This window comes from Pseudolabrys sp. FHR47, assembly GCF_005153485.1.
Taxonomy (GTDB): Bacteria; Pseudomonadota; Alphaproteobacteria; order Rhizobiales; family Xanthobacteraceae; genus Pseudolabrys.
This window is the reverse complement of record NZ_CP039740.1, coordinates 1,468,193-1,494,762: the sequence shown is the minus strand read 5'-3', so window position 1 is coordinate 1,494,762 and position 26,570 is coordinate 1,468,193. Positions and strand designations below refer to the sequence as shown.

24 protein-coding genes and 1 other RNA gene are annotated in these 26,570 nt (G+C 62.8%); 13 read left to right on the top strand and 12 right to left on the bottom strand.

Annotation, left to right across the window (positions count from 1 at the left end; all coding sequences use genetic code 11):
* Positions 1–21: 21 nt before the first annotated feature.
* The gene (locus tag E8Q40_RS07375) at positions 22–1,053 is read right to left on the bottom strand and encodes an ABC transporter substrate-binding protein (RefSeq protein WP_137043768.1); all 1,032 of its coding nucleotides are present in this window, start codon (positions 1,051–1,053) and stop codon (positions 22–24) included.
* 326 nt (positions 1,054–1,379) lie between these two features.
* On the opposite strand from E8Q40_RS07375, the gene E8Q40_RS07370 reads away from it, so the two are divergent.
* Positions 1,380–2,078, top strand: a complete 699-nt coding sequence (locus E8Q40_RS07370; RefSeq protein WP_137043767.1) for an isochorismatase family protein — start codon at positions 1,380–1,382, stop codon at positions 2,076–2,078.
* A 70-nt stretch (positions 2,079–2,148) separates the two neighbouring features.
* Here E8Q40_RS07370 and E8Q40_RS07365 read toward each other — a convergent pair whose 3' ends face one another.
* A complete protein-coding gene (locus tag E8Q40_RS07365) occupies positions 2,149–3,486 on the bottom strand; it encodes a pilus assembly protein TadG-related protein (protein ID WP_137043766.1) in 1,338 nt (445 codons plus the stop codon).
* Between the two features lie 191 nt (positions 3,487–3,677).
* On the opposite strand from E8Q40_RS07365, the gene ssrA reads away from it, so the two are divergent.
* The 5 genes from ssrA to E8Q40_RS07340 all read left to right on the top strand — a co-directional run bounded on the left by ssrA (position 3,678) and on the right by E8Q40_RS07340 (position 7,327).
* Positions 3,678–4,095: a transfer-messenger RNA gene (gene ssrA / locus E8Q40_RS07360) on the top strand.
* 162 nt (positions 4,096–4,257) lie between these two features.
* Positions 4,258–4,881, top strand: a complete 624-nt coding sequence (locus E8Q40_RS07355) for an SspB family protein (RefSeq protein WP_137043765.1) — start codon at positions 4,258–4,260, stop codon at positions 4,879–4,881.
* A 66-nt stretch (positions 4,882–4,947) separates the two neighbouring features.
* Positions 4,948–6,366 (top strand): class II fumarate hydratase, encoded by a 1,419-nt coding sequence (fumC, locus tag E8Q40_RS07350; RefSeq protein WP_137043764.1) that lies wholly within the window; start codon positions 4,948–4,950, stop codon positions 6,364–6,366.
* 488 nt (positions 6,367–6,854) lie between these two features.
* On the top strand, positions 6,855–7,043 hold the full coding sequence (locus E8Q40_RS07345) for a DUF4169 family protein (protein ID WP_137043763.1): 189 nt from the start codon (positions 6,855–6,857) through the stop codon (positions 7,041–7,043).
* Positions 7,040–7,327, top strand: coding sequence for a ribbon-helix-helix domain-containing protein (locus E8Q40_RS07340; protein ID WP_137043762.1), 288 nt, complete (start codon positions 7,040–7,042; stop codon positions 7,325–7,327). The genes E8Q40_RS07345 and E8Q40_RS07340 overlap by 4 nt, the downstream gene beginning before the upstream one ends.
* On the opposite strand, the gene E8Q40_RS07335 is transcribed toward E8Q40_RS07340, so the two are convergent.
* From E8Q40_RS07335 to E8Q40_RS07315, 5 genes are all read right to left on the bottom strand, one after another.
* Positions 7,311–10,925, bottom strand: coding sequence for an AsmA-like C-terminal region-containing protein (locus tag E8Q40_RS07335; protein ID WP_137043761.1), 3,615 nt, complete (start codon positions 10,923–10,925; stop codon positions 7,311–7,313). The two genes, E8Q40_RS07340 and E8Q40_RS07335, sit on opposite strands and share 17 nt — an antisense overlap.
* Before the next feature lie 147 nt (positions 10,926–11,072).
* Complete coding sequence (locus tag E8Q40_RS07330) at positions 11,073–12,485, bottom strand: FAD-binding oxidoreductase (protein WP_137043760.1); 1,413 nt, start codon at positions 12,483–12,485, stop codon at positions 11,073–11,075.
* A 100-nt stretch (positions 12,486–12,585) separates the two neighbouring features.
* The gene (locus tag E8Q40_RS07325) at positions 12,586–12,789 is read right to left on the bottom strand and encodes a hypothetical protein (protein WP_137043759.1); all 204 of its coding nucleotides are present in this window, start codon (positions 12,787–12,789) and stop codon (positions 12,586–12,588) included.
* Between the two features lie 138 nt (positions 12,790–12,927).
* Positions 12,928–13,848 (bottom strand): DUF2778 domain-containing protein, encoded by a 921-nt coding sequence (locus E8Q40_RS07320; protein WP_205995721.1) that lies wholly within the window; start codon positions 13,846–13,848, stop codon positions 12,928–12,930.
* A gap of 402 nt (positions 13,849–14,250) precedes the next feature.
* Positions 14,251–14,544 (bottom strand): hypothetical protein, encoded by a 294-nt coding sequence (locus tag E8Q40_RS07315; protein ID WP_137043757.1) that lies wholly within the window; start codon positions 14,542–14,544, stop codon positions 14,251–14,253.
* A gap of 308 nt (positions 14,545–14,852) precedes the next feature.
* Here E8Q40_RS07315 and E8Q40_RS07310 point away from each other — a divergent pair, with 308 nt between their 5' ends.
* Positions 14,853–15,575, top strand: a complete 723-nt coding sequence (locus E8Q40_RS07310) for a Crp/Fnr family transcriptional regulator (protein WP_137043756.1) — start codon at positions 14,853–14,855, stop codon at positions 15,573–15,575.
* Between the two features lie 9 nt (positions 15,576–15,584).
* On the opposite strand, the gene E8Q40_RS07305 is transcribed toward E8Q40_RS07310, so the two are convergent.
* Positions 15,585–16,622, bottom strand: coding sequence for a TIGR01620 family protein (locus E8Q40_RS07305; RefSeq protein ID WP_137043755.1), 1,038 nt, complete (start codon positions 16,620–16,622; stop codon positions 15,585–15,587).
* Positions 16,619–18,058 (bottom strand): YcjX family protein, encoded by a 1,440-nt coding sequence (locus E8Q40_RS07300; protein ID WP_137043754.1) that lies wholly within the window; start codon positions 18,056–18,058, stop codon positions 16,619–16,621. The genes E8Q40_RS07305 and E8Q40_RS07300 overlap by 4 nt, the downstream gene beginning before the upstream one ends.
* 80 nt (positions 18,059–18,138) lie before the next feature.
* On the opposite strand from E8Q40_RS07300, the gene E8Q40_RS07295 reads away from it, so the two are divergent.
* From E8Q40_RS07295 to E8Q40_RS07280, 4 genes are all read left to right on the top strand, one after another.
* A complete protein-coding gene (locus tag E8Q40_RS07295; RefSeq protein ID WP_137043753.1) occupies positions 18,139–18,630 on the top strand; it encodes a thioesterase family protein in 492 nt (163 codons plus the stop codon).
* 118 nt (positions 18,631–18,748) lie between these two features.
* Positions 18,749–21,250 carry an ATP-dependent helicase gene (locus tag E8Q40_RS07290; RefSeq protein WP_168197763.1) on the top strand — a complete coding sequence of 834 codons (2,502 nt, stop codon included), beginning with the start codon at positions 18,749–18,751 and terminating at the stop codon, positions 21,248–21,250.
* A gap of 327 nt (positions 21,251–21,577) precedes the next feature.
* On the top strand, positions 21,578–21,772 hold the full coding sequence (locus E8Q40_RS07285; RefSeq protein ID WP_137043752.1) for a type II toxin-antitoxin system HicA family toxin: 195 nt from the start codon (positions 21,578–21,580) through the stop codon (positions 21,770–21,772).
* A 3-nt stretch (positions 21,773–21,775) separates the two neighbouring features.
* Positions 21,776–22,060, top strand: a complete 285-nt coding sequence (locus E8Q40_RS07280; protein ID WP_137043751.1) for a type II toxin-antitoxin system HicB family antitoxin — start codon at positions 21,776–21,778, stop codon at positions 22,058–22,060.
* 3 nt (positions 22,061–22,063) lie between these two features.
* Here E8Q40_RS07280 and E8Q40_RS07275 read toward each other — a convergent pair whose 3' ends face one another.
* Both E8Q40_RS07275 and E8Q40_RS07270 read right to left on the bottom strand, forming a co-directional pair.
* Positions 22,064–22,570, bottom strand: a complete 507-nt coding sequence (locus E8Q40_RS07275) for a lipocalin-like domain-containing protein (RefSeq protein WP_137043750.1) — start codon at positions 22,568–22,570, stop codon at positions 22,064–22,066.
* 75 nt (positions 22,571–22,645) lie between these two features.
* Complete coding sequence (locus E8Q40_RS07270; protein WP_137043749.1) at positions 22,646–24,361, bottom strand: RNA-directed DNA polymerase; 1,716 nt, start codon at positions 24,359–24,361, stop codon at positions 22,646–22,648.
* Between the two features lie 85 nt (positions 24,362–24,446).
* Between E8Q40_RS07270 and E8Q40_RS07265 the strand changes: the two genes are divergently transcribed.
* Positions 24,447–24,845, top strand: a complete 399-nt coding sequence (locus tag E8Q40_RS07265; RefSeq protein WP_168197762.1) for a CAP domain-containing protein — start codon at positions 24,447–24,449, stop codon at positions 24,843–24,845.
* Between the two features lie 191 nt (positions 24,846–25,036).
* Here the strand turns inward: E8Q40_RS07265 and E8Q40_RS07260 are convergent, their stop codons facing one another.
* A complete protein-coding gene (locus E8Q40_RS07260; protein WP_137043747.1) occupies positions 25,037–25,396 on the bottom strand; it encodes a hypothetical protein in 360 nt (119 codons plus the stop codon).
* Positions 25,397–25,651: 255 nt separating this feature from the next.
* On the opposite strand from E8Q40_RS07260, the gene E8Q40_RS07255 reads away from it, so the two are divergent.
* A complete protein-coding gene (locus tag E8Q40_RS07255; protein ID WP_137043746.1) occupies positions 25,652–26,440 on the top strand; it encodes a L,D-transpeptidase in 789 nt (262 codons plus the stop codon).
* Positions 26,441–26,570: the final 130 nt, after the last annotated feature.

Genomic DNA, 26,570 nt, shown 5'->3' with positions numbered 1-26,570 from the left:
CGGACCTCCGTTGGCTCGCCGTTACTGGCTGGCCGTCGCCTTATCGGCGAAGGTGGTGATGACGAGTTTCTCGAACGGCACCTTCTTGTCCTCGGTCAGCACGCCGCCCTCGACCATGATCTCCTGCGCCTTGGCGAGGCCGCCTTTGTCCGGCATCACCGTGGTCGCCCAGATCGGCACGCCGACGGTGCGGTAGCGATTGACGACCGTGACGTTCTCTTCCTTGCTGAGCGACGGGAAGAAGGGCGCGATCGCCGCCGCGATGTCTTCGGCGCTCGCGGTCTTGACGAAGGCTTGCCCCTTGGCGATGGCGTTGGTCCACTTCTGCGCAAGACCCGGATTCTTCTCCAGCCAGCTCTTCTTGGCGAAGAACAGCGTGTAGTCGGCGCGGCCGACTTCCTTGCCGATCGAGGCGATCAGATGTGCCTTGCCTTCCTTCTCGAGCTTGGTGAAGTTCGGCTCGTTGAAGATGGCGAAGTCGCCGGTGCCGGCGAGCCAAGCGCCATCGCGCGCCGCCGGACCGATATTGGTGATGATGCTCTTGACCGTGTCGGCCTTCGCGCCGTTCTTCTTCAGCACATATTCGAGATAGAGTTCCGGCGTCGAGCCCGGCCGCCAGCCCATGATCTTCTTGCCGTCGATCATCGACCATTTGAAGTTCTCGATCTTCTCGCGCGACACCAGGAACAGACCGTCGGTCGCGGTCAACGCGCAGAAGATATACGGCTTGTCGGCGGACTCGCCGTTGTAGATGTAGATCGGCACCTCGGGACCGGCGAGGCCGAAGTCGGCCTGCCCCGACAGCACCAAGGCGCCGGCACGATCGCCGCCATTGGTGGTGATCATCTCGACGTCGAGCCCCTCTTCCTTCACGAAGCCCTTGCCGAGCGCGACATACATCGGAATGTAGAACTGCGAGCGCACAACCTCCGCCATCTTGAGCTTGACGAGATCGGCCGCGGTTGCGCCGCTCATCGAGCCGAACGTTACGGTTGCGACAGCACCGGCGAGCGCCAGCGAACGGAACGTCTTGAGGTATGCGATCATCGTCATGGCTCCTTTTGCTGGAGCAACAAATGCAACAACCGGGCCATTTGATATTCGTTGCGTCGCTTGCCGATCGCGCGCCACGTCAACGCTGCAATTCGCATCACGCGGCGCGCTTTATAAGCAGCGTGCGCGGCATGACGCACAAGCATTTGGCATGCTCATCGCCTGCCATGCTCCTGCGTTCTACGATGTCTGCGTTATTCGGAGACGGAACCGTGCAGCGCCGGCAACAGCGGCGAGCCTCTGCACCATGTTTCATCAATGGCACAGAACGTGCTTGAATTCACAAGCACCGCCCCGTTGCGACCATGAATTGAGAGGAACTGATCATGCACGAGTTCTCGCTGCCACCCGACCTGATCGAAGGCGTCACCAACCGGACCGGGCGCGCGCATCCATTCGATGTGATGAACCCGGCGAAGACTGCTTTCGTCGTCATCGACATGCAGAACTATTTCATGAAGCCCGGCTTCCAGGGCGAAGTGCCGCCGGCGCGCAAGATCGTTCCGGCCGTGAACAAGATGGCCGCCGCGCTCCGCGCCATGGGCGGCCATGTCGTCTGGATCAAGAACGCGACCAACGATACGCGCGAATCCTGGTCGGTATTTCACGATCACCTCATGACGCCGGACCGCCGCGACACCCGCTACGCAACGATGGATACCGCGCACGAAGGCCACAATCTCTGGGGCGAGCTGGAGGCCAAGCCGGAAGACGCGCAGATCGTCAAGAAACGCTTCAGCGCCTTTATCCAGGGTTCGTCGGAGATCGAAAGCCACTTGCGCGCCCGCGGCATCGACAATCTGCTGATCGGCGGCACGGCGACGAATGTCTGCTGCGAGAGCTCAGCCCGTGACGCGATGATGCTGAACTTCAAGGTCACGATGGTCTCAAACGCGCTCGCGACTTACACCGACGAGATTCACGCCGCGTCGCTCAATGCCTTCTATTCGATCTTCGGCGATGTTCAGACCGTGGATGAAGCGATTGCCTCGCTGGAGCGGGGCCAGGTTCAGGCCGCGGCCTGAAGGGGGCAAGCATCCGGCCGTCGCATGATGCGACGGCCGGATGACCTTGCATTCTACTTGCTAATGCGTGCTACTTGCTGATGCGCGCCGACTGCGACGCCTTCAGGAAAAGCGCCGTCATTGCTTCGGCAATGCCTTCGGTCGGGCTGACTTCGAAATAATAGCCGGGCGTCGCGCAAGCCTGCATGTTCTTCGCGACTTCGCTGTTTGGCGACGGACCATGCGGCCCTTTGTTGAACGGATCGATCCAACTCATGTACCAGCCGTTCGTCGGCAAAGCGAGATAGGTCGTATACAGCACCGCGATCTTGATGCCGCGCTTCTTCAGCGCGTCGCAGTACTTCGTGTTCAGCGGCGACTGGCAGCGCGTGTACTTGGTTCCCGTCTTGGGATCCTGCCCCTGCACCGTCGGCTTGATGCAACTCACATTGGCCGCATCCTGCACGCCGTCGGACACGAAGAACACGAAGGCCTGTGCCGCGTTCGACTTGCTGCCGTCCCCCGGCGTCGGAATCTCATCGTCCAGACTGTCGAGAATCTTGTCGAAGTTGGTCTGGGTGTCGCTCTGATAATTCTGGTAGGGAATGGTCATCAGATCGACGTCTTCCGCTTTCGATTTCACGGTGCTGAGATTCGGCGACAATGGCGAGACCTTGGTCAGTCCCATCTTCTCGGCCGACTTGCCGAAGGTATAAACGGCGGCGCGGAACTGGTTTTGCACCACCTCGCTCGCATCCGCCGTATCCATCAGTTGCTGCGTGGCACTACGCACGACATCGATGCGCATGGTCACGCCCAGCTTCTTGGCAAGGCCGTAGTAGTCGTTCGGCGTGGTGTCCATCTGATGGCACGCGAAGGCACACTTGTCCGACGTGTTGTTGACCATGCGCGAAATGTCGGTCGGCGTCGCCGCCACGCCCATCGATGGCGTGTTGTCGAGCAGCATGTAGAAATCCATGTAGACCGGCAGCGCCGAATTGGCGGTCGCCTTGCCGCCGATGTCGATCTTGGTGATTCCGGCGACGTTCGCCAGGGTCGTCTCGACACTCGCGGTGTAGGTGAGAAGAGCCGCGCGCCCGGTGGAGGAGTCGGTCACTTTGGCCGTCACTGTGCCGATCGAGCCGCGCTTGAGGGTGGCGGCCTGGGCCTTGAAGAACGCGACGGCCGAGTTTTGCGCCTCCGTCTCCGTCATCGTCATGGCTTTGGTGTTGACGACCGACAGGGCCGCGGCGTCGGCATAGGCATCGAGCGTCGCCTTGGTCCGGTTGGCCAGGCTGTAGTCGACGGCCGCGCCGACCGACACCACCACCGGCACGGAGACGAGCGCGAATGTGACCGCCATGTTGCCGCAACGGTTGGCGGCGAAAGCCCGAAAACGGCTGAGAAGTTGGGTGAGCGTTCTGCCCATGGCGGCCTTTCTGTCGCCGGCCACCCTCCGGGTTGAACGTTAATGTACATTTGCGCCGATAGCATTTACCGCTGGTTCCCCGTTCCGTGGTTGACGGAGGGTTAGCCGGATCGCGGAAAAAGCGAAATTTCGGCGGTCTGTGCCCCTTTCCGGCGCGGTTTCCCGCCATTTACCGGCGGAGGGACGGGTTGACCCTTACCCTCGGCGCCAAACCGCCTTATATTGGCAAGTGCCGGGGCAACCCGGTCTATGGCGATAAACGGACGTCACAATAAACCTTTCGGACCCGGGGGCAGTACCCGGCGCCTCCACCCGTGTCGCTCGCCATACCAGGCACCCGTTCGTTGAGGCGGGGCCGGTCCTACCCGAAAGGACGGACCTTGTGGGCGACACCGGCGGGGGCGAACTAGGATCGACGAGGGCGTAAAAGGCGATCTTTCGCTCGGCACGGTTCCGCCGTTATCGGGCCAATCTCATAGTTGCCAACGACAACTATGCTCCGGTTGCTCAGGCCGCCTAAGCGGTCCTGAAAAACCAAGCCTACAAGTCCTAACGGGATAAGCTCCGTTAGGCGGGGTTCGGAGGCACCTGGCAACAGAAGCCTCCACTTTCATTCCGCCCACCAGACGGCCTCTCCGCGAAAAGCGACAATCGCGCCAATGCGATACGGCGGCGCTCCCGCCCGCGCGCCATTTGCGCTACGATGGTGGCGACTCTTTTGAAGCCCACGTCTTCAAGCCCAAGTCTTCAAGCCCAAGTCCCGGGACTTTCATGGCCGACCACATTCGATACGACCTTCTGACCCAGCAGGCCCTGCGCGGCGTCGTGCGTGCCGTACTCGCCGACACCGCGAAAAAGGGACTGCCGGGCGAGCATCACTTCTACATTTCGTTCGAGACCCAGGCCGAGGGCGTGCGCCTGTCCGATCGTCTGCGCGCACAGTACCCGGAGGACATGACCATCATCCTCCAGCACCAGTTCTGGGATCTGGCGGTCACCGATGCCGGCTTCGAAGTGGGCATGTCGTTCGGCGGCATCCCGGAAAAGCTCTACATCCCCTTCGCCGCGGTAACCGGCTTCTTCGATCCGTCGGTCCAGTTCGGCCTTCAGTTCGAAGAGGTTACCGAGGATCAGGAGCCGCAGGGCAAGCCGGCCCAGGACAAGCCGACCAGGGACGACGCGGCGAAGGTCACCACGGCCAAGACCGCCGCTGGCAAACCGGCCGCGATCAAAGACGAGACGGCCGCGCCGAAGCCGGCGCAACCTTCGGTTCCACTAACACCCGCCGTGACGCCGATCACGCCGGCTGCCGCGGGCGAGCCGGACGATTCCAAACCCGACAAACCGCCGGGCGGCGGCGAAGTGGTCCGCCTCGACCGTTTCCGCAAGAAATAGCCGCGGCCCCGAACATTTCGGGCGAGGCGGGCTTGCCCCGGCATTCGTCCGCTATAAGTGTTCGGCATGGCCAACACATCCGATCCCGTAAAGAACACCCGCAGCGAGAGCGACTCCTTCGGCGCGCTGGATATCGCTGCCGATAAATTGTGGGGCGCGCAGACCGAGCGATCGCTGCGCAATTTCCGCATCGGCGCCGAGCGGATGCCGATCGAAATCATCCACGCGCTCGGGCTGGTGAAGCGCGCCGCCGCGGAGGTCAACCGCGACCTCGGCCTCATCGATGCCAAACTCGCCGACGCCATCGTCAAGGCGGCGCAGGACGTCGCCGACGGCAAGCTCGACGACCATTTCCCGCTGGTGGTCTGGCAGACCGGCTCCGGCACGCAGACCAATATGAACGTCAACGAGGTGATCGCCAACATCGCCAATGTGGCACTCGGCGGCACGCTCGGCGCCAAGAAGCCGGTTCATCCCAATGATCACGTGAATATGGGGCAGTCGTCGAACGACAGCTACCCGACCGCAATGCACATTGCCGCGGCGCTGCGCATCCAGCATCACCTGATCCCCGCGCTGACGGCCATGCAGAAGGCGCTCGAGGCCAAGACGAATGAGTTCGCGGATATCGTCAAAATTGGCCGCACCCACACCATGGATGCGACGCCCATTACGCTCGGCCAGGAGTTTTCCGGCTATGCGGCGCAGGTTAAGTCGTCAGTGGCGCGGCTGAAGGATGCGCTGCGCGATCTCATGCCGCTCGCCCAGGGCGGCACGGCCGTCGGCACCGGCCTCAACGCCCATCCGGAGTTCGCCGAGAAGTTCGCGGCCCGCATTGCCGGACTGACGGGCCTTCCTTTCGTGTCCGCCGAAAACAAGTACGAGCACATGGCGGCCCACGATGCCTACGTCTTCGCTCACGGCGCCATCAACGCCGCGGCAACCGCGCTGTTCAAGATCGCCAATGACATCCGCCTGCTCGGCTCCGGTCCGCGGTCGGGCCTGGGCGAACTCAATCTGCCGAGCAACGAGGCCGGATCGTCGATCATGCCGGGCAAAGTCAACCCGACCCAGTCCGAGGCACTGACTATGGTTTGCTGCCAGGTCTTCGGCAATCAGGCCACGATCACCGTCGCCGGCAGCCAGGGGCACTTCGAGCTCAACGTCTACAATCCGGTCATGGCCAATGCGATGCTGCAGTCGATCAGGCTGCTCGGCGATGCCGCGAATTCCTTCACGACGAATTGCATTGTCGGCATCACGGCCAATGTCGCACGCATTACCGAATTGATGCAGCGCTCACTGATGCTCGTGACGGCGCTGGCTCCCCACATCGGCTACGACAAGGCCACCCAGGTGGCGAAGACGGCTCACGCCAACGGAACGACGCTTCGCGATGAGGCTGTTCGACTCGGCTTTGTCTCCGAAGCGGACTTCGACCGGATCGTCCAGCCCGACAAGATGACGCGACCCGGCGTAGAATAATCTACTATTCTGCAAGGACATTCCGACGACGGGCTGCGATCCGCGATGGACGATCGACAGTGTTCTTAATGTTTTTGCGCGCCCACCCCGCATTGCTTAAGGCTATATTCGTAGCTTAGAATTTATCTAACATGTTATTGCGACGTATCCAGATACTATTCCACTGACAAATTCCGTTTTTTATATTATTAAGCCGCAAATTTATTGGCGGATATTCATACGATATATTTGAATAGCTAAAGTATTATTCGAAGAATATCAGAGGTATATTCAAATTTATTCTGTGTAATTATCTGGCTATAGGGCAAAAAAATAAGTCTTTCTGAATGCGATTGTCTGAGGATTATTATAATCAACTAACCGTGTATTGAATTTTTGCCATAGTGTTTCCCAATGTATCCAAAAGAAGCCCTTCTCGACTCAAATATCGAGAGACGAGGATTTCAAATGGCGGACGGAAGCTCCGCAGGGCACCGGCGGAGGAATGAATGACGGAGATCGTAAACCTGCGGGCCGCGCGTAAACGGGCCAAACGCCAATTGGACGAGCAGCAAGCTCATGCCCAACGTTTGGCCCATGGTCGCCCAAAGCAGGATCGCGCTCTCGATGCCGCACGACGCGAACAACAAATCCGCAGCCTCGACGGACACAAGATCACCACGGGAGAACGTCCATGAGCTCTCCAGTCGTCAAGCGTTCGATCGTCATCGCCGGCCACAAGACCAGTGTCAGCCTTGAGGACGCCTTCTGGCAGGGCCTCAAGGAGATCGCGGTGCTGCGTCAGATGACGCTGTCGGACCTGGTGGCGTCGATCGATACCGACCGCCGCCATGGCAATCTGTCGTCGGCCATCCGCCTTTTCGTGCTGGATTACTATCGCGCGCAAGGCAACGAGCCGCGGAAAGAATCCGACCAGATGCGCGAAGGCTTACTGCCGCAACGCGTCAGTTTTGTGGGCTAAGCGTCGGCGCAGTCGGGGCGGCCACGCCGGCGGGCTTTGGCGCTGACCTGATATCGAGTGGCGCCGGCAATGCCGGCGCCATTTGTTTTTCAGAAGGAGGCCGTGAAGCCGTTGAAGGCACGGCGCTGGTGGAGGTTTCGTCAGCCGCAGCGGTCGGCGGTGCAGGCGGAGCGGGCGCCGGCGATTGCTGCGGAGCCATGGGCGCTGGCTTGGGTTGCGCAGCTTCGAGCGCCTTCAGGCGTTGCGCCTGATGCTCGACAGATCGCAACGTCAGCCATCCGGTCAGCGCCGAGACATCGACGCTGCGGGAGCTGTCGGCGATCGGGCCGCGCACGGCCATGAAGATATTCGGCCGGGCCCCTGCGGCTTTGTTCGCGCCGGACAGGACGATGCGCGCGTCCAGCCTTCCTTCGCTCAGATCGACTTCGCCGGTGATGCCGAGATCGGCATCGCGGCTCTCGACCGTGGCTTTGGTGAGGCGCAACTGGCCGGCGTTGATCGTGTAAGCGATGTCGGCGCGCGACACGGCGAGTTGGCCGCTGTCGAGGGCGCCTTCGACGATGCCGGCGATGCGTTTGTTGTCGATGACGACGCCCTGATCGACGGCCCGTGTGACCGTATCGAAGCTTTGCGGGTTCAGTCCCGCCAGTTGACCGCCGGTCAGCGTCGCCGTACCGCCGCCCTGCAGCGAGCCAATCAGCGCGATCGGGCTCATGCCGGAGCCGCTCACCTCAGTCGCCAGATCGAGCTTGCCGGTGATCGGCGGACGCGCCCCCGACGGCAGCAAGGTCGCGGCGTCGGCGCCTTTCACCGAGAGCTCCGCTTTGGTGGTCAGACCTAGATCCGTGTCACGCCACGTCATCGAGCCGCCAAGTTCGCCACCGCCGATATCGCCGCTCATCTCGTCGACCGTGAACTCGCGATCGGCCATGCGCAGCACGGCACGGAACTCCCGAACCGCAATCTGGCGCGTCACGTCAAGACGCCGCGCCTTGAAGGTCACGGTGCCCGCGCGATTGCCGAACACGCCCTCGCCGAACGGCTCGGTCGACCACAGCCAGAGTTTGCCCGGACCGGTTGCCGTCTCCGGCATGCCGATCGCCGCGGCCAGGAGGCCGCCGGTATCGACCGTATCGGCTTCGATCTCGCCGGAGACTTGGCGCGGCGCGCCTGGACCCAGCGCCAGCTTGCCGCGCACGCGGCTGCCGCCGACAGTGGCGTTGATGTCGGTGATCGATACGTCGCCGCCTTTCAACGCGACACGTCCGTCGAATGTCACCGGCAGCGCGGCATCGTCCCGCCCGGGCCCGCGCAGCGGCGCGACATTGGCCCGCGCGATCGTCGCGCGCAACGATGCCGACGGCGTTGCCGCGAAAGGTTGCGCGGTGCCCGCGGCTTTCGCCTCCAGTCCTTTGGCGGTGAGCCGCAGATCGGCGCGCAGGTCGCCATTGGCCGGGCCGTTCAGAGAGACCGCCAGCGCAGCCGGCCCCGGCTCGATACTGAACGACCGGCTCAGGCCGAGCACAGTCATCAGCGCGCGACCGTCTTCGGAGTCGAGCTTGCCGTCGATCTTGAGGTCGCCGCGACTGAGCACATCGGCATCGGCGTTGCCTTGCCCATTGAGCGCGACGCGCAGGCGGCCGAGCCGGCCGCCGACCGCAACGCGCGCGATGGCCTTCGGCGCCGTGCCGTCGATCGTGAGCCTCGCCTGCAGATTGGCCGGCGAAATCGTCGGCACGTTGTCGCTCAGAGCGGCGACGGCACCCGGCGCGAAACGCTGCAACACCGCCAGCACCGGTTCCATCTCCGGCGCATTGAGGTCGACATTGATGCTACCGAGCGGCGTTGCGCCACTGGTGTCGATACGGCCGCTTGCCGAGAACGCCGCGCCGCCGAGATCGGTGACGGCGAGCTTGTCGATCTGCAAACCGTTGCCGTCCACCTTGAGCCGCGCGCTCGCGTTGCTGGCAGTGAAACCGCCGACCGTTGCGCGGCCGATGTCGATGGCGACCGTCATGTTGCGCGGCCGCTCCAGCGACGAGCCGGACATCAGTGCCATGCCAAAACCGAGCGTGGCGTCGAGGTCGAGTTCGGGCGCATTGAGCGCGGCATCGAGCCGGGCCTGCGCCTGACGCGAGGCGAACACATAGGCGAAGCGGCCCGCCACGACCTTGCGATCGAACTCGGCTTTCAGGTTTTCAATGGCGATCTTCTCGCTGCCGAGCGTGACGTCGCCGCGGATGCTGATCGGACTGATATCGATCGGTGCCAGCGGCTTTGCCTTGTCGGCCTGCCCCTCGAGCCAGGCGGCCAGCATCTTCGGGTCGTTGGCATCGACTTCGGCCGGGCCGCTGAAGGCAACGCCATTCGTGTCCACGGCCAGATGGCCGGACAACCGCACGCGCGAATAGCCCGGCGCGCGGAACTCGAAGCGGTCGAGATTCCAGCCACGCGCATCGCTGACGATATCGCCGCGCAGGTTCTGCACGGCACCGCCGCCGAGCGTCACCTGATCGATGCCGATGCCGACAGCGATCGGGAATGTCGGCGCGAAGGCACCGCTGCCGAGTTCGATCAGTTCGCGAATGGCGGCGGCCGGTGGCGGGCGCACGCCGCCTTCCGAGACCAGAACGCGATCGAGATCGACCTGCCGTCCCGACAGCACGCCGTCGAAACGCGGCTCCTTGCCGAACTTGAAATCGGCGACGCCGGTGAGCTTCACGCCCTGCTCGTCCGTGCCGTAAAGATACTCGACCTGCTCCATCAGCGCCGACTGCGCGTTGGCCTTCAGCTTCGCCGTGATGCGCCATGGCTGCGTCAGACCGCCGCCGCTCTTCTGCGCGATGCCGACGGGCTTGGCGAGCCTGAGCGTTCCCTCGAACTGCGGTGCGTCCTTCAGCGACAAAACACCGTCGGTTTCGATGCTGAGCGGACGGTTGACCGGATCGATATTGATCTTGAGCTTGAGCGTGTCGTCGTCACCATAGCGGCCGGTCGACAGACGAAAGGGATAAAGCTCGTTATCGATCGTGACCGCGCCCTCGCCTTTCAGCGGGCCGATCAGCGAGCGCGCATCGCCGTTGAACCAGAGGCGTTCGAGCGTCACGGCGCCGCCATCCGGATTGGCGACGCTGAACTTGCCGTCCTCGATGCTCAGCTTCTCGATAGCGAGGTCGCCGGGATTGAACGCGAATGCGATGCCGGGCGTGCTCACCTGGCCGGCGGCATCGGCAATCAGATGGACCTCGGGACCGCTGATTGTGAACTCGGTGGCCCGCCATTCGCCGCGCATCAGCGGCCCGAGCGCGAACTCGACGCCGAGCGAGCGCGCTTTGACGGAAGCACCTTCCGGCTGCGGCTTGGCCTGGGCAACCGACGGGCTCGCGCCCACCTGGATGTCGTTGAGTGTCAGCCGGGGCGACGGCAGCAGGCGCAGGTCGATAGGGCCGGCGACGCGTACCTCGGCGCCCATCACGCGGCTCGCCTGCGCCTCGAAAAACGGCCGATAGCCGTTCCAGTCGATCAGCAGCGGTCCGACCAGCGCCGCCACCAGCGCCAGGATGATCGCAACCGCCACGCTGAGAAGTGTTGTCTGCACGCCAACTCCCGCGGCACGCCGCGGCCCCCCGGCCGGCGCGCCCTTACCGCATGGCAATATAAGCCATTATTCGCGGTTTCCGTTGGCAATTCTATGTCGCTTGCTCGTCATTCCGGGGCGCCCGTAGCGCGAACCCGGAATGAACGCTCAACTGGCCGGCAGCATCTTGCCCGGGTTGAGGATATTCAGCGGATCGAGCGCCCGCTTGATCGCCCGCATCACCTCGACGCCGGCGGCGCCGTGTTCCGCTTCCATGTATTTGGTCTTGCCCTGGCCGACGCCATGCTCACCGGTCGAGGTTCCGTCCATGGCCAGCGCCCGCTTGACCAGCCGGTCGGAAATCGCCTTGGCGCGCGCCACCTCGTCGGCGCTGGTCAAGTCCACCAGCAAGGTCAGGTGGAAATTGCCGTCTCCGACATGGCCGACGATCGGCGCGACCATGTTGTTTTCCGTGAGATCGGCCTGTGTTTCCGTCACGCAGTCGGCCAGCCGTGAAATCGGCACGCAGACGTCGGTCGCGATCATCGCCGCACCGGGCCGGAGCTGGAAATTGGCGAAGGCGGCGTTATGCCGCGCTTCCCATAGCTTGGTGCGCTCCTCGGCCTGCGCGGTCCATACGAACGGCCCGCCGCCGAATTCCGCCGCGATCTCGCCGAAGCGCTCGGACTGCTCGGCGACGGAAGCTTCGCTGCCGTGGAATTCCATCAGCAGCAATGTGGTTTCCGGCAATCCGGTCTTGGACGCCATATTGAGCGCCTTCACCTGCAAGGCATCGAGCAACTCGATCCGCGCCACCGGAATGCCGGACTGAATGGTCATGATGGTGGCGTTGCAGGCCGCCTCGACCGACGGGAACGGACAGCGGCCGCCGGCGATGGCTTCGGGAATGCCGGCGAGCTTGAGCGTCAGTTCGGTGATGATGCCGAGCGTACCTTCCGAACCAACCATCAGCCGGGTCAGATCGTAGCCGGCCGAGGTCTTCTTGGCGCGGCGCGCGGTGTCGATCACCTCGCCGTTCGCCAGCACGACCTTCATGGTCAGCACATTGTCCTTCATGGTGCCGTAGCGCACCGCGTTGGTGCCGGAGGCGCGCGTCGCCGCCATGCCGCCGAGCGAGGCATTGGCGCCGGGATCGATCGGGAAAAAGAGACCGCTGTCGCGGAGTTGCTCGTTCAGCTCTTTACGCGTGATGCCGGGCTGCACGACGCAGTCGAGATCTTCCGCATGGACCGCGACCAGCCGGTTCATGTCGCGGAAGTCGATCGACACTCCGCCCTGCGGCGCGTTGACATGGCCTTCGAGCGACGAACCGGTGCCGAAGGGAATGATCGGCATGCCGTGTTTGGCGCAGATGAGGACGACCCGCTGCACATCTTCGGTCGACTGCGGATAGACCACCGCGTCCGGCGCCTGGTTGACGATCCAGGTCACCGTGTTGCCGTGCTGCTCGCGGACCGCGCGGGAGGTGACGACGCGGTTGCCGAACGCCGCCTGCAACTCGGCGATGGCGGCGGCAAAACGGGTCGGATTGGCGGTGTCGGCAACGGTATCGGCGGTCACGGTGAGCCCCGGCTGATCAAGGAGAGAGCGGGCAACCTGTCGGGGCGCAGGGCGCTCGTCAAGCTGCGGCGCAACAGGATCGCAAGCCGATACCGGGCAATCAGGAATACAGTTTTTCCGCCGGCGGCTCCGGCGGCGGCGGCGCGCTCTGGCTGACAGACACGGCGTAAGTGACGATCATGAACGCCATAAAAACGAAGAACGCACCCTTGGCGCCCACACGCAGCGCTTTCCGCGCGACGGAAAAGTCGCGAGAGGCGAAATTGCTGAATGCGGTCCTGACCGCCGCCATCCGGGTCGTCATCGTGGCTGCTCCTCGACGGTACGAGGATAGCCGGGCGGCCGGGCCGGAAAACGGTTTCGTTAAGAATTGGTTAACGCCGGAACCGGGCTGGGGATATTTTTCGGCTCCCGCGGACCGGGAAACCCGCGACCGGCCCTGTTATTGCGCGCTCGCCAGCAAGCGCGGCAGCGGCTCGTCGATGCTGCGCACGACGATGATCTGGTTGAAGTGCCCGTCCTCGTACGCTTTCAGGAACGTGTCGTACTCGCGGATGGAGATACAGCCGTTCGACGCGCCCGCCTCACCCAGCAGGAACGAATGCGCCAGGATGCCGTCGCGGCCATACATCTTGCCGTCACCAACCGGCTTCATGCGCAAGGCTCGAACGCCATGGAACGGCTTTTCCCGGAAGCTGACGGCATAGACGTTGGGCGGTGTCACGCCGACATTCTTGCGGTGCACCGATTCAGGATCGTCCATCCACTCGCCGAATCCCGAATGCGCCTCCAGCTTGGTGCCATCCGGCATATAAACGGCACGCTTGGTGATGTCGTACAGCACCGTCCTGGGATAAGCGGCCAGCAGGTCCTTCGCGGCGCGGTCCGGATCGCCGAACAGTTTATCGAGGATACCGGGCTCGGACGGCTGCGCCGGCGGCTCCGGTTGCGGCGGCAGCGACGCGAGGCGCGTTTCGTTCGCTGGCTGCGTGACGGCGGCGACAACCGGCCGCGTCATGCCATCGGGCCGCGGCAGCGGCAAAGGCGTTGCGACAGTCATGCTGCCCGCATCATTGCGCGTGAAACGCGATGCATAAGGCGACGGTGTGGCGACCCACAGCGAACTGTCGTAGCGCCTTCTCTGCATCATTTGCGACGGTACGCCGACGCGGCCGGCAAGCTGGACCCACTCGTCGTGCCAACGCTCGGCAAAATCGGAGGCGCGCGGCGACGTGCCCGGCGCTTTGGAAACCACCGGCTGCGGCGCAACGGCCGAGCGACCTTGATGCAGCGGTAGATACGCCGCGGTCGCGGCAATCGCGCCCACCGTGGCAAAGCCCAGCGACATCCAGGTCAATGGCACAGCCGCCCGCGCCAAACCACGCGCAAACATGAGCGGGACCGAACCGATTGTCGGTCCCGCAATGTCCAGGGCTGCCTTCCCTCTGGCGAACAGAATCCGGGCGTCGATCATGCGCCGGGGATATTAGCGCGGCGCCGCCCGGGTGAATACCCGGGGTCGGCGCCTGTGGAACCCGGCTTACCGGGTCATTTTTCGGCCACCATCTTGTCGCCCGCCGCCTTCCGCCCGAACAGGTTACCGACCAGCGACCAGAACTGGAGCGAGTCTGCGGTCGAACTGGCGAGCCGCTTGGCAACAGCGCCACCGAATGACCGATTCCCGGCACAGAGCCGCGATCTTCTTCCGCGGGTGACACTTGCAATGTTCAGGGCCCGGCCAGGGGGTGCTGGCCGGGCCCGTTGGTCACGCAACGCGCGCGACCGCAGCGCAGACGGGGCTGGGGGGCAAATAGGCCTGCGCTGTCATCAGTTTGGGACGGTCATCGACATGAAAGCCGATCATGGCGTACGAACAGAGACGAATAGGATCGCGCTCGCCTCGTATGGCCGCTCCAATAATGCGTAGCGCCAGCAACTCGCGCGTTTGATAGTCACGCGAAAGATGGCGCAGCGATAGGCAGGCCTGATCGAATGCGGCTCCCATCACAAGGAGTGCGCTGTCGTCGAAGCATCCGTCGTCGGTATGAGCGAAATTCATCTTTACCTCCCTGAATCACGGGCGGGAGCGCGGTACTGTCTCTCAGCCACCATTGCCTGAACTATCCGGTGATCATGACAGGGTGAACCATGGCCCGACCAATAGCTGTTCCAAACAGACCATGTTTTCCGATTGTTGCGGGTCAAATGCGCGCAGGGGCGAGGTTCACGCCGGCGATCCAATGCGCACCGGTCTATGGGATTTGAATAACCTCAGCCCGCATATTTCTGATACAAAGTAACATACTAGACACCGTGCCACGCGGACGGCGGCCGCGAATGAACTCCGTATGAACGGAAAGAGCGACAATGCCCAGCAAGCCGAAATCCCGATCACCCGCCAAGAAAGGTGCCCCCGGTGCACGCGCGCCGTTCAATCCGTCTGCGTTTCTGACGACCACAGGCGTCGGCCGCGACATCTGCAAATATTCGAAGAAAGAAATTGTATTCGCCCAAGGCGCCGATGCCGACGCCGTCTTCTACATCAAGAAGGGCAAAGTCAAAGTTTCCGTCATATCCAAGCAAGGCAAGGAAGCCATCGTCGCACTTCTGGGGCGAGACGAGTTCGTCGGAGAAGGATGCTTGATCGGGCAGGAAAAACGTTTGGCCACAGCCTCGGCGATGACGGAATGTGAGTTGATGCGGGTCTCCAAGAAGGAGCTGCAACGGGTCCTTCTTGATGAGCCCGCCTTCTCGCAGATGTTTGTCTCACATATTCTGGCCAGGAATGCCCGGGTCGAAGAGGACCTTGTCGATCAGCTCTTCAATTCGACTGAAAAGCGGCTGGCGCGGCTGTTGTTGCTGCTGGCGAATTTTGGAAAAGACGGCAAGGCCGAACCCATTGTGGCGAAGATCAGTCAAGAGACTCTCGCGGAAATGATCGGGACCACCCGTTCACGCGTCAGCCACTTCATGAACAAGTTCCGCAAACTGGGCTTCATCGATTACAATGGACATCTCGAAGTTCACAATTCCCTGGTGGGCGTTCTTCTCGCCGATCATCCTCGTTCGGTAAGCACTGCCGGCGCTTGAAGCGCAACGTCAGGGGTTCTTTGGCGCCGAAGTGCGGCTGAACAGGTTACCGACCAGCGACGAGAACATGCCCGGCATCTCGCCCGGCTCGAACGGTACCGGGCGACACATGCTCATGGTGACGAGGCCGATGCGGGCCATGCGCTGCCCCGCATAAAGCGATTCCGCCGTCGAGGCGGCGAGCCGTTCGGCAATGGCGCCGCCGAGATGCTGGGTGAGGCCCATGCTGGCCATATCCACGACACCGAGGCGGCCGGCCTCGACCACCAGCCGGCGCAGCAGGTGGACAGTCGCGGCGGCCGTCGGCCGGTGGCCATAGACGGCGGCGACCGCGCGCACCATGCGCACCGCCATGGCGACGAAGAACACGACGTCGGTCAAAGCCGTCGGCGATACGGCCGTAATGCCAAGCGCCTGCGCCGTGGCGCGGCGGACGACCGCTTCGGCGCGGCGGTCGAGCGGCGTCATCACCGTGCGCGACAGCATCTCGATCTGCTGCGCCGGCGTGTGATGCTGCTGCAACTGGCGCTGATAGGTTTCGATCGCGCTCTGCATCTCGCGATCCTTCGGCACGACGCTGAGCACCTCGCGCACGGCGTTGCGCATCTCGGCGGGGCGCAAGGTCTTCGCGGCGAGCTTGTCGTGAATGGCCTCGACGCTGGTGAGGCGAACAAAGCTGCGCACCTCGCGGCCGATGATGATCAGCGCGCCGCCAACGCCGGCGGCGACCGCGCCACTCGCCAGCCAGCCGAGTGTGGCGCTCGACGCGAAGGCGGCAACGATCCACTGATAGGCGTCAATACCGAGCCAACCGGCAATGGCAATGCCAATGCCCCACAGGCCGACACGTCGCCAGACGCTGCCGCGTCGTGGCTGCGGCGCCGCCGGGGCGACGACGGCGCGCTCGCGCGGCACGACCCGTTCTGTCTCTTCGGTGGCGAACACCATGGGCGAACCCGGCCGCGCCGCCGCGGCGGCGTCGAGCACGTCCTCTTCGATGACGAAGGGGCGACTTTGGGGCGTGCTGGGCTGACGCGGATCGCTCATTGCAGCCGGTCTCCGATCAGATAGTCGAGCGCGAGATCGAGATTGATATGCGGAATGCCGTCGACGGGGGCCGGATCGATCAGCGGCGGCTCGAACACCGGCACGTCGAGGAACGGCGTGCCCCATTGATCGGGCCGTGGCGGCCGCACCGGCACCTCACCGCTTAAGAACTTCGCCTGCTTGGCCGAGCCGACCTTGCGGCCGACCACCACCTCGACGTCGCGGCCGTCGATCACTTGCGTCGCCTCGATGGTGGATGCGACGGACGCGAGCGACATCACCTCGATATCGGCGTCGCGGCCCCGCGCCGACAAAACCGGCAGCGCCGCCATGTTGCGCAAGAGCGCGCTCATGTGTTCGCGCTGGCGATCCGGGATGTGGTCGGCCTTGGTGGCGGCGAACAGCACCTTCTCGACGCGCGAGGCGCCCAGGATACGGGTGAGGATATTGTGCTGGCCGTAGCGGAAACTTTGCAGGATGGCTTCGGTGGCAAGGCGCGTGTCCTCGAAGGCCTCGCGGCCGGCGAGCAGCGCGCCCAGCACGTCGACCAGCACGATCTGCCGCCCGTAATTGCGGAAATAGTCGGCGTAGAATTTCTCGACGACCTCGCGCTTGTAGACTTCGAAGCGCTCCTGCATCAGGCCGCCGAGCGAACCGGCGCTGAAGCGATCGACACCATCGGCGACTTCGAGCGGCGCGAACCACAGATAAGGCGCGTCGGCCAGCACGCCAGGGCGGACGAAGCGGCCGGGCTGCAGATAGCTGAGGCCATGCTTGTCGCGCGCAGTGACGAGCAGCGCGCGGTAGAGATCGTGCGCCTCTTTGGCGACGGCATCGCTGGCGATCTCGGACGCCGGGTGCTCGCCGGCAAAGGCAATGAAATCGCGGGCGATGTCGGCGCGCAGGCCGCGCTTCCACAGCGCCAGCGTTGCGCGCGACCAGTCGGCATAGCTCTGCGACAGGAGCGGCAGATCGAGCAGCCACTCGCCGGGATAATCGACGATACGTAGCTTGAGCGTCGCGGCGCTGCCGCCGATGGACCCGAGCAATTGGCCAACGAGCCCGGTCGGCGCGAAGCGGATATCGACGCCGATCTCCGAGATATCCGCGGTCGGCTCCGGCCATACCGACGGCGTGCCGGCCATGGCCTCGATATTGGCGGCATAGGGAAAGCGCGGCAGCGTGTGGGCGCGCGCGGCCTCGAGCTGCGCGGCGATCAGCCGCCCCTCGCCAACCGCCTGCAGCAGCGGCATACGGTTCGGGTTATGCAGCGCCGACAAGAGATTGTGGACCAGCGAGGTGATGAACACCGTCTTACCGGCGCGCGACAGGCCGGTCACCGCGAGCCATACGGTCGAGCCCTTGGCCAGTTCGGTGAGATTGGGCGTTTCGCTCAGCCAGTCCGGCCAATCGCCGATGATCGGTATTTTCGCCATGGTGCTCAAAATAGCCTGTCGTGTGGATGTGCCGCGCGCTCTATTATAGATAGGGATCGTTTCGCGTTGCAGGAGACCCGATGTCCGACCCGATAGCCGCGCCCTTTCTGTCCTCGGTAATGGCCATCGAGCCGGCCTGGATCGACTATAACGGCCACCTCAACGTCGCCTATTACAACGTGCTGTTCGACCGGGCGATCGACGAACTGTACCTGCCGATCGGGCTGGGGCCGGACTACCTGAAAGAGACGAAGCATTCGACCATGGTGGTCGAGAGCCATGTGCGCTACCTGCGCGAGGTGCATCTCGGCGCGCCGCTGCGCATCTCGGCGCAGCTCATCGGCTTCGACGCCAAGCGCTTCCACGTCTACCAGGAGATGCTGCACGCCGAGGAAGGCTGGGTGTCGGCAACCTGCGAGACCATGACCGTGCATGTCGACATGACGGCCAAGAAGGTCGCGCCGTTCCCCGAGGCGATCATGGCGGCGCTCCAGCGCGTCAAGGATGCGCATGCCGTCCTGCCGGTTCCGGCGGCGGTTGGGCGCCGGATTGCGATGCCGGCGGCAAAGTAATCCACAAGCTGGCCTAAACTGCTGATTTCCGGCCTGAAACGACCGGACATTTTGCCGGCCTGCCCTCGAAATTGCGCCTTCCGAGTGCCATCTTGGCCCTGAAGGAATCGTATTTCTGATGGCCGACCCCAAACGCTTCGAACCCGCGCCCGCCCCGGCGCGCCCCGCCGCCGGCGGCATTGCCGCGCGTGCGCAAGCCAAACGTGAGGCGCCCTACCTTGCCGCGCTCAATCCCGAGCAGCGCGAGGCGGTGGAGACGCTCGACGGTCCAGTCCTGGTGCTGGCCGGCGCGGGTACGGGCAAGACGCGGGTTTTGACCACGCGCATCGCGCACATATTGAACCTTGGCCGCGCCCATCCGAGCCAGATCCTCGCCGTCACCTTCACCAACAAGGCGGCGCGCGAGATGAAGGAACGCGTCGGCCACATGGTCGGCGAGATCGTCGAGGGCATGCCCTGGCTCGGCACCTTCCACGCCATCGGCGTCAAGATTCTGCGCCGCCACGCCGAGGCGATCGGCCTGAAGAGCGACTTCACCATTCTCGGCGTCGACGACCAGATCCGCCTGATCAAGCAACTGATCGAAGCCGAGAAGCTGGACGAGAAGCGCTGGCCGGCGCGCGTCTTCGCCATGATCGTCGATGGCTGGAAGAATCGCGGCTTGACGCCCGACCAGGTGCCGGGCGGCGAAGCGGCGAGCTTCGCCAATGGCAAGGGCAAGAAGCTCTACGCCGCCTATCAGGAGCGGCTGAAGACGCTCAACGCCGCCGACTTCGGCGACCTGCTGCTGGAATGCATCCGCCTGTTCCGCGAGCACCCGGACATCCTGAAGCAGTATCAGCAGCGCTTCCGCTTTATTCTCGTCGACGAATATCAGGACACGAACGTCGCGCAATATCTGTGGCTGCGGCTCTTGGCGCAGATGCCGTCCACCTCCGTCATTCCGGGGCGCGCCGAAGGCGCGAACCCGGAATCCAGCGCTTTACCGCCGAGCGAAGGGGTGAACCTCGAAGCCACATGGGATGAACCTAAAGAGCTGGATTCCGGGTTGCCGCCTGCGGCGGCCCCCGGAATGACGGACCGCAAAAACATCTGCTGCGTCGGCGACGACGACCAGTCGATCTATGGCTGGCGCGGCGCCGAGGTCGACAACATCCTGCGCTTCGATCACGACTTCCCCGGCGCGAAAGTCATTCGCTTGGAAAGAAACTATCGCAGCACCGGCCACATCCTCGCCGCCGCCTCGACGCTCATCGCGCATAACGAAGGCCGCCTCGGCAAGACCCTGCACACCGAGGATGTCGACGGCGAGAAGGTTGAAGTCACCGGCGCCTGGGACTCGGAAGAAGAAGCCCGCGCCATCGGCGAAGAGATCGAGCAGATGCAGCGCGCCGCCCGCGACGAAGGGCAGGATCATCCGCTCGACGAGATCGCCATTCTGGTGCGCGCCTCGTTCCAGATGCGCGAGTTCGAAGAGCGCTTCATCCAGCTCGGCCTGCCCTATCGCGTCATCGGCGGGCCGCGCTTCTACGAGCGCGCCGAAATTCGCGACGCGCTGGCTTACCTGCGCGTCATCGCCCAGCCGGCCGACGATCTCGCCTTCGAGCGCATCGTCAACACGCCGAAGCGCGGCCTGGGCGATGCCGCCGTGCAGATGCTGCATGACTATGCCCGCAAGCAGCGCATACCGCTGACCGAAGCGGCCGCCATCATGTCGTCCACCGACGAGATGAAGCCCAAAGCGCGCAATTCATTGCGCGCGTTAATGGAGAATTTCGCGCGTTGGAGAAAACAGCGAGATACGCTGCCGCACACCGAACTCGCCGAAATCGTGCTCGATGAGAGCGGCTACACCGAGATGTGGCAGAAGGACCGCTCCGCCGACGCCGCCGGCCGCCTCGAGAACCTCAAGGAACTGGTGCGCTCGATGGAGGAGTTCGAGAACCTCGCCGGTTTCCTCGAGCACATCTCGCTGGTGATGGACACGGCCGAGGGCGACTCGGAGCAGAAGGTCAGCATCATGACCCTGCATTCGGCCAAGGGCCTCGAGTTCGACACCGTGTTCCTGCCCGGCTGGGAGGAAGGCCTGTTTCCGCATCAACGCTCGCTCGACGAACAGGGCAAGGCGGGCCTGGAGGAAGAGCGCCGCCTCGCCCATGTCGGCCTCACGCGCGCGCGCAAGCGCGCCAAAATCTATTTCGCCACCAATCGCCGTGTGCACGGCCTGTGGCAGAGCAACATCCCGTCGCGCTTTCTCGACGAGTTGCCGGCCGAGCATGTCGAGGTGAAGGAAGCGGCCGGCGGCACCGGCGGCTTCGGCATGTCGGGCTATGGCCCGTCGCGCTTCGACGAGGTGGCCGCGTTCGGCTCGAAATATTCGACGCCCGGCTGGCAGCGCGCGCAAGGCCGGCGCGGTGCCGGCGGCTTCAATGAGAACGGCCAGCCACGCTATGTGCCGGACGGCGTGTTCAACCAGGATGAGGATTACGGCGACGACGCTAGCTCACCCTTCGGAGGTCGCGCGGGCGGCGCCACATCGTCCCCTCCCCCCTTGGGGGGAGGGACAGGGAGAGGGGTAAGCCCAAGCCCCGCGCGCCCCTCACCATCGAAGGCGAGCTGATCGCCAAGTCATCCGGCCCCGCTTCCAGCTTCCGCCCCGGCGACCGCGTGTTTCATCTCAAGTTCGGCAACGGCAATGTCACCGCCGTGGACGGCAACAAGCTGACCATCGTGTTCGACAAGGCGGGTGAGAAGCGCGTGGTGGATAGTTTTGTGGAGAGGGTGTGATTCGAACGAAGCGAATCAAAAGTACGTACAAAATTAAGCGCGTGGCACCACAGAAGCCCCATTTTGCCGAATAACGCGGCCCGTCAAACACCCCCCGCGCTTAACAGCCCTGCGCTAGACCGAAACTCCCCGAAGCCTTACACTTCTTGGAGGGGTTATTATGCTTCGGGACAGCCGTGATATCATCCGCCGGTTGCTAAACGAGGGGTTCGAGCAGGTGTCGGTGCGCGGTTCGCACCACAAGTTCGTTCACAAAGCAAAGCGTCTTATGGTCATTGTGGCGCACCCGAAACGGGACATTCCTGTTGGGACCGTACGAAGCATCTACAAGATGGCCAACTGGCCGAAGGACTAATCGATGCCGCACTACATCGCTCTTATTCACAAGGAAGCGGATAGCTCCTACGGCGTGTCGTTTCCCGACATTCCCGGTGTGATTACCGGAGGCGATACAATCGACGAGGCTATGAGCATGGCCCGCGAAGTGCTGGAATTTGCCGCCGAGGATTGGGACGGCGACAACCGATTTCCTGCGCCCCGCACTATCGACGAGCTTCGGGCCGATCCGGAGTTTCAAGCCGATGCCGCGGACGCCGTCGTCGCCGCCGTGCCATTTCGCGTGAAGGCCGAAGCCGCAGAGTGAGCGCTACTCCCTCACCCACTCCAGAATGCCGACGGTCTTCTTGCCCGGCAGCACGGCGGATGAAATCTCCGGCGTCCTGATGACAAGCTTGTCGCCCGTCACCTCGTAGAAGCGCACCTGCCTGGCGCGCTCGCCGGAGAACACCTCGTTCGCCGACATGTCCACCGTGGTGACGATCTTGTTGCCCTCGAAGGTGGACTTGCCGGCATAGGCCAGCACGGTGTCGAGCAGCGCCGCCTTCTCTTCGACGGTCGTCGCCGGCTTGCGGCCCGCGCCGGAAATGATGACCATGAAATCGCCCTGCGGCGTGACGATGAGCCGGCCCTTCGGGTTGTCGCCATAAGGCGGCTTGGTCTCGGTTGAGCCGACCACCTGCAGCACCCATTTGGTCAGCTTCCACGAACCGATCAGTTCCTTCGGGGCTGCATCCGCCATGGCCACTCCTGCGCTCAGCATCCAGACGGCCAGCGCAGCCACTGCCATGCCGGCCTTCGATGTCGGGCTTTTCATGTGTCACTCCCTCGGCGCTTCTTGATGAGCGCGCGCGGGAAGACTGGCGCAAGCACCGTGCGAAGGCCAGCGGTTTTATTGTTCAGAATTGCGTTTCGCGGTGGGGAACGGATTTTCAGGCAACCCTTTTAACAACAGCTTTAGCCAGTCCGCGTCCTGCTCCTCATCACCTTCGTCTTCGCCGTCGTCTTTGTCCTCTTCAGAATAGTCAGCCCCATAGTCTTCAATAGCGTACCGAGGCCCATTTCCATCGACCTGGCTCGTAGCCGACTCCTCGAATACCTTTGGCAAAGCATCCCAATCAATGATTGAGATCTTCGCGTCGTGAAGACTTCTCAACGATTGGTTCGCATTTAACGCCCCCCACTCGGGCTTCGCCTCTGACAGATGAGTCAGCTCCAACGTCAACGGCCAATATCGGCCAGAAAACGGATCACCCTCCACGACATCACGCAGTTTAGCGTAGAGCGCACGATCATTCGCGAGCCCGTTCCGTGGAAAATGAGAAAGAAATGCCAGCGCCAAACTGTCAGCGTTTGCCAGCACAATGTCCGTCAACGCCTTTGGAATTTTCTGCTTAAGCTCTTTCAACAACCATAGCGCCCAAACTGCCTCGGAATCGTGGCCGATGGACCCGCTTCGCCTAATCGTTGCCTTAGCAATCTCGGCCCATAAAAGTAGGTCAGCCTTTTGATTGGTTCTAACACGCCAGGCGACAACTCTCGCAACATAGTCAAATGCGTGAGAGAACTGCACTGCGCACTGAGCCAAAAAATGCTCGAGTAACTCCCATTGACCATTCCAGAGATAAAGATCGTCTATAACTCTGATTGCATGACGAATAATTCCGTCATCGTTTTCACGTGTGGCACGTTCAATAATCCTGCCCAGAGTGCCGACGGGATCAAGCTTATTGGCGATCGGCATCAGAGATTCGCGAATGTCCCTTTCGAATTCTGACGGCCACGACTCGCCGAATACGGTTTTCGTAGATACTATGCGCGTCTTGGCCTCATTGATATCCAACTCGAACTCTTTTAATGCCAATCTCAAATTCTGAAGGTGCTTCTCACAATCCTCATACGTATCGCCACCGACCCAGTAGTCATCAACGTGACGCACGTATGTCGGACGGCTCCGACCACTCACTTTTAAAAAATGAGAGTCTACTGCGGACATCAATATTTCCGCGCAGATCTTTGAAGAATCCGGCCCTATCGGAATCCCTACCGTCTGCTTCAACTGTCCTTGGCGGATGATGAAATCTAGCTTATTGCCGAAAATTGTCGCTGAATTCGAATGCGTATCATTTTTCGCGGCAGCTTTTCCATTTATCGCCCAAGGCAGGGTGTGCGTATATACGGACGGATAAAACCTCGCCACATCGGTGATCAGACAATATTTGAAACGAGATAACGCCTTCAAGCGGAGCTTCGGCAACTCTCGATGAGATGTTATTCGAACATGCCTAGGACCACTGCGGCTGAAAGTCGGGCGAGACACCGATCCAACTGCTCCCGCGAAAATCGCTTCGATTTCGGGCCAGTGCTTTCTATAGAAAAACCCTTGGTCCTTTACGAACACTGGATGCGGAACGCTGAATATCCGCCTAAGGCCGCCGCGTTTGCTCGCATTATAGCCACTTAAACCGCCTATAGATTTCGCGACGATCGAATAAGATTCGGACTGAGAACTTAATATGGGCCATATATTTGCGGCGGTGTAGACAGGCGGAAGATTCTCCGGAAACAGTCCTTTCTTGATGAGGAGTTCAGTCTCCAAATCGGCCATGGCTCGTCCAAGCAATGAGTAATAAAATAATAGCTTCTCAAATATGACAGACTACATCAACCCCTCATTCCAACGAAGGCATAATATGTGCTTTCGTTCGGCTATCGGAGCAGCCATTCTCCTCGCCCTCGCCTCCCCCTCCTTCGCCCTCGACCTCAATTCCTTCCGCGCACAGCACAAGCTGCCGCCTCTGTCCTATTCGGCGACACTCGCCGGCGCGGCCTATGAGCACGCGCGCGATCTGGCGCGACGCGGCCGGCTCGATCACGACGGCTTCCGAAAGCGAGTCGGCGCGCTGGTGAGCGGCACCGCGGCGGAGAACGTGTCTTACGGTTGCGACGACCAGCCCTGCGCCATCAGGCAATGGTCGCGCTCGGCGGGCCATCGCCGCAACATGCTGCTCAAGGGCATCACGGCCTACGGCATCGCCTCGGCGCGCGGCGACAATGGCCGGCGCTACTGGGTGATGGTGCTAGGCAACTGAATGCCGACCTCATCCCGAGCTGCGAGCCGCGCGCGCGGCGAGCCTCGAAGGATGGCCGCGCGCTCTTTCTCCACGCCTTGCTTCCACGTCATAGACGTGGATGGCCGGGACAAGCCCGGCCATGACGAGTGCGCGCGAGCGACGTTGGAGGACGCAGCTCTCATTCGATGTCGGCGAAATCGCGCGCCGCGTTATTTATTGAGTATCCGCGCGCAGGCGGAGGCGACTTCGTCGTTGGGCTTGTCCTTGCCGGGGAATGTCGCCCAGCCGCCCTTGGCGACGAAGTCGTCCTGCTTCCATGAATCGGTTGCTTTCAGCGCCGCCAGTTTCACCGGCGCGTCGCTGGCGCCGTTGAAATTCGCCACGCAAATCGGCGTCAGCGCCGCGACCAGGGCCTCGCGAACCGCGGTGGCGGTGCGCGCCTCCACCCGGCTTTGCAGTTGCCAGCCGCCCCAGGCAAAGCCGATCACCAATGTCGCGACGATGCCGGCGGCCGCGCCTTGCAGCAAACGGGTGCGGGATTCGCCTTGCAGGCTTGCAGGAAGATTCATGCGATTTCCTTTCGTCCGATGTGTCATCGGCACGAGGGCAACGGAGGCCCGGTCGGGCTCCGGTCGTCGGGGGTGGAGGGGCGAGCGGGCCGCTTTTGGGCCGGCGCGTCGGAAAGAGCGAGCCTGCGCCCTTTTCGCTCCCAAGTCGATGCGCAAACGCCCGTCGACGCGCGCGCGGCAGATGACGCGAAAATCGCCTTATTGCCGCCCGTCTCCGGGGTAAACTTGCGGCACAGGTCAGGAGTTTTCATGGTCATGCGTCCATTTGTCCGTTTTGCCGCCGCCGGTGCCGTCATCGCCCTCGCGGCGTCGCAGATCGCCTTCGCGGGCGCGGCCCGGGCCGACCTCCTCATCACGGTCGACAAGTCGGCGCAACAGATGACGGTCGAGAAGGACGGCGAGCAATTGTTCGTCTGGCCGGTGTCCACGGGCGCCGCCGGCTACGACACGCCCTCCGGCAGCTTCAAGCCGTTCCGCATGGAGAAGGACCACTTCTCCCGCGAGTGGGACGACGCGCCGATGCCGCACTCCATCTTCTTCACCATGAAGGGCCACGCCATCCACGGCTCGACGCACAAGAGCATCGGCCGCCCGGCCTCGCATGGCTGCGTCCGGCTCGAGCCGAAGAACGCCGCGCTGCTGTTCGACCTCGTCAAGCAGGAGACCATGGCCAAGACGCGCGTCGTGCTCACCGGCCACGCGCCCGGCGTCAGCGCGCCTGCGGTGGCCAAACGCAACGCGCCCGCGCGCGCCGCGGCCAATCAAAACGAAGCAAGTTTCGAGCAGGGTTTTGTTGACGACGAGGTCACGGCCTCGGTCGAGCCGCGCATGGCGCCGCCGGCCGACATTCCGCGCGGTTATTTTGCGCCACCGACTTACGCGCCGCGGGCCTATGCCCCGCCCGCTTATGCGCCGCCGCGGGAATACCGCGGCGAGCGCCGCGCCGTGATCGGCTATCGCGATACGCGCACGGGGCAGGTCTATTACTACGACCGGCCGCGCTACGAGGATGTGCCGCCGCCGCGCTATTATTACGGGCGGTAAATAAGCCGCCGCGCATCGGCCTCCTCCGGTCATTCCCGCGAAAGCGGGAATCCAGCTCTTTCCTTGTTCGTTGGGACGAAGGGCTGGGTCCTCCGCTTTCGCGGAGGACGACGGAAAACGAGAGACCGTT

Coding starts and splice junctions, on each gene's coding strand:
- E8Q40_RS07375 (WP_137043768.1), bottom strand. CDS start 1,053: ATGACGATGATCGCATACCTCAAGACGTTCCGTTCGCTGGCGCTCGCC.
- E8Q40_RS07370 (WP_137043767.1), top strand. CDS start 1,380: ATGCACGAGTTCTCGCTGCCACCCGACCTGATCGAAGGCGTCACCAAC.
- E8Q40_RS07365 (WP_137043766.1), bottom strand. CDS start 3,486: ATGGGCAGAACGCTCACCCAACTTCTCAGCCGTTTTCGGGCTTTCGCC.
- E8Q40_RS07355 (WP_137043765.1), top strand. CDS start 4,258: ATGGCCGACCACATTCGATACGACCTTCTGACCCAGCAGGCCCTGCGC.
- fumC (WP_137043764.1), top strand. CDS start 4,948: ATGGCCAACACATCCGATCCCGTAAAGAACACCCGCAGCGAGAGCGAC.
- E8Q40_RS07345 (WP_137043763.1), top strand. CDS start 6,855: ATGACGGAGATCGTAAACCTGCGGGCCGCGCGTAAACGGGCCAAACGC.
- E8Q40_RS07340 (WP_137043762.1), top strand. CDS start 7,040: ATGAGCTCTCCAGTCGTCAAGCGTTCGATCGTCATCGCCGGCCACAAG.
- E8Q40_RS07325 (WP_137043759.1), bottom strand. CDS start 12,789: ATGACGACCCGGATGGCGGCGGTCAGGACCGCATTCAGCAATTTCGCC.
- E8Q40_RS07315 (WP_137043757.1), bottom strand. CDS start 14,544: ATGAATTTCGCTCATACCGACGACGGATGCTTCGACGACAGCGCACTC.
- E8Q40_RS07310 (WP_137043756.1), top strand. CDS start 14,853: ATGCCCAGCAAGCCGAAATCCCGATCACCCGCCAAGAAAGGTGCCCCC.
- E8Q40_RS07305 (WP_137043755.1), bottom strand. CDS start 16,622: ATGAGCGATCCGCGTCAGCCCAGCACGCCCCAAAGTCGCCCCTTCGTC.
- E8Q40_RS07300 (WP_137043754.1), bottom strand. CDS start 18,058: ATGGCGAAAATACCGATCATCGGCGATTGGCCGGACTGGCTGAGCGAA.
- E8Q40_RS07295 (WP_137043753.1), top strand. CDS start 18,139: ATGTCCGACCCGATAGCCGCGCCCTTTCTGTCCTCGGTAATGGCCATC.
- E8Q40_RS07290 (WP_168197763.1), top strand. CDS start 18,749: ATGGCCGACCCCAAACGCTTCGAACCCGCGCCCGCCCCGGCGCGCCCC.
- E8Q40_RS07285 (WP_137043752.1), top strand. CDS start 21,578: ATGCTTCGGGACAGCCGTGATATCATCCGCCGGTTGCTAAACGAGGGG.
- E8Q40_RS07280 (WP_137043751.1), top strand. CDS start 21,776: ATGCCGCACTACATCGCTCTTATTCACAAGGAAGCGGATAGCTCCTAC.
- E8Q40_RS07275 (WP_137043750.1), bottom strand. CDS start 22,570: ATGAAAAGCCCGACATCGAAGGCCGGCATGGCAGTGGCTGCGCTGGCC.
- E8Q40_RS07270 (WP_137043749.1), bottom strand. CDS start 24,361: ATGGCCGATTTGGAGACTGAACTCCTCATCAAGAAAGGACTGTTTCCG.
- E8Q40_RS07265 (WP_168197762.1), top strand. CDS start 24,447: ATGTGCTTTCGTTCGGCTATCGGAGCAGCCATTCTCCTCGCCCTCGCC.
- E8Q40_RS07260 (WP_137043747.1), bottom strand. CDS start 25,396: ATGAATCTTCCTGCAAGCCTGCAAGGCGAATCCCGCACCCGTTTGCTG.
- E8Q40_RS07255 (WP_137043746.1), top strand. CDS start 25,652: ATGCGTCCATTTGTCCGTTTTGCCGCCGCCGGTGCCGTCATCGCCCTC.